This window comes from Pseudomonas sp. 05T35 (assembly GCF_056396605.1).
The window spans coordinates 1-1,421 of the sequence record NZ_JBFTLU010000717.1 but is presented as its reverse complement, the minus strand read 5'-3'; the positions used below and the strand labels follow the sequence as shown (position 1 = coordinate 1,421).

Here is a 1,421-nt window from a genome sequence, read left to right as displayed (position 1 = left end):
GCGTGAAGGCTTACGACGTGTCATGCGCGGTATCAACATTAATGATTCTCGGGCGTTTCTTTCACGCTTCTTTCACAAGCATATCCGTAGGCTCAACTCATCCGTTAAAAAGCAATTCCATTAGCCCGTCTCCMCAGCGGGCTTTTTTTTTGCCTGCGATAAAACTCTTTGCGTATAAACTGTCCAACCCTCGCGCTCATGAGGGTTGGGCCGGTTCTTTGATTGAATCGACGGCCTTTTTAAGCATCCGGTTTTTTACTAATCAGTACCCTTTTTGAGGTTCATGTCATGCGTTTAACTTTGCCTGCTCTGGTTCTGGGTCTTCTGGTCGCTCAAGGCGCAATGGCCGGTGATGGCAGCGCAGCCCTCGGCGGCGGCCTGGGTGGTGCGCTGGGTAATGTGGTCGGTCAGAAGCTTGGTGGCAGCACCGGCGCGGCGATCGGTGCAGGTGTTGCAGGCGCTGCAGGCAGTGCTGCCGGCGCGAAAAAGGGCCATCGCGCTAAAGCAGCAATCGGCGGTGGTGTAGGTGCAGCAGGTGGTTCGGTCATCGGCAACTCGCTGGGCGGCAAGACCGGTTCCGCCATTGGTGCTGGCCTTGGTGGCGCAGCCGGCGGCGCGCTCATGGGCAAGTAAGCGCACTGGTTCCAGCGATACGATTTGAAAAAGCCCGGCTAATTGCCGGGCTTTTTCGTTTTCGGTTATTCGACCCCTGGCACCCCAGGCTAGTGCGCTACCTGAATCCAGAGCCTGCAATGCCCGGGACTTCACAACTCCAGCTGATCAGCCCTGATCCCGAACGCCATGGCGATCTTTTCCCGAGTGGCTCGGCGCGGTTTGTTTACCGCCTCCTGCTGGGCGAACGCAGGTTGTGAAATCCCCATTCGCTTTGCCACTTCTTCCTGCGTCAGGTTCAAGTGTTCGCGCCAGGCGCGGATTGGGGTGGCACCGTCGACAATACGGCTGACCACCTGATGAGGAATCAGCTCGGTGCCGCCGTGTTGAGCGACATATTGCTGGTAGGGGATGACCACAAAGGCCGGCTCACCGTCCGGGCCGTTGATGATTTGTATGTCAGTAGGTGCGTTCGTCACGTTTTTTGACCTCTTGAATGCTGACCACCTGGACCGAGCCGTCCCAGTCAAACAGAACCCGGTAGTTAGCAACTCTCAGGCGATACCCGCAATTGTGCATGGCCAGCGCCTTGACGTTTATTGCGTCGGGCATGCGCTCCAGCTGCGTTACGGCATCGCGGATTTGCGCCCGGTGCTCCGTGTGTACCCTGAGCAGTTGTTTTACGGCTTTGCGGGTCCAGTAGATTTCGTTCATGAGAGCTTAATAAGTCTTCCATAAGTTATGCAATGGTTTTCTTATATTTATATAAGTAACCGTGCGGCGCTTTCCTTGCGCTCACTACACACCCT

3 protein-coding genes are annotated in these 1,421 nt (G+C 55.9%); 1 reads left to right on the top strand and 2 read right to left on the bottom strand.

Annotated features, from left to right (window positions below):
- Positions 1–288: 288 nt before the first annotated feature.
- On the top strand, positions 289–633 hold the full coding sequence (locus AC1DH9_RS29175) for a hypothetical protein (RefSeq protein WP_054593274.1): 345 nt from the start codon (positions 289–291) through the stop codon (positions 631–633).
- A gap of 131 nt (positions 634–764) precedes the next feature.
- Here AC1DH9_RS29175 and AC1DH9_RS29170 read toward each other — a convergent pair whose 3' ends face one another.
- Together AC1DH9_RS29170 and AC1DH9_RS29165 are read right to left on the bottom strand one after the other, a co-directional pair.
- Positions 765–1,091 (bottom strand): helix-turn-helix domain-containing protein, encoded by a 327-nt coding sequence (locus AC1DH9_RS29170; RefSeq protein WP_019689429.1) that lies wholly within the window; start codon positions 1,089–1,091, stop codon positions 765–767.
- The gene (locus tag AC1DH9_RS29165; protein ID WP_477809338.1) at positions 1,072–1,326 is read right to left on the bottom strand and encodes a type II toxin-antitoxin system RelE family toxin; all 255 of its coding nucleotides are present in this window, start codon (positions 1,324–1,326) and stop codon (positions 1,072–1,074) included. The genes AC1DH9_RS29170 and AC1DH9_RS29165 overlap by 20 nt, the downstream gene beginning before the upstream one ends.
- Between the last annotated feature and the right edge of the window lie 95 nt (positions 1,327–1,421).

Coding starts and splice junctions, on each gene's coding strand:
- AC1DH9_RS29175 (WP_054593274.1), top strand. CDS start 289: ATGCGTTTAACTTTGCCTGCTCTGGTTCTGGGTCTTCTGGTCGCTCAA.
- AC1DH9_RS29165 (WP_477809338.1), bottom strand. CDS start 1,326: ATGAACGAAATCTACTGGACCCGCAAAGCCGTAAAACAACTGCTCAGG.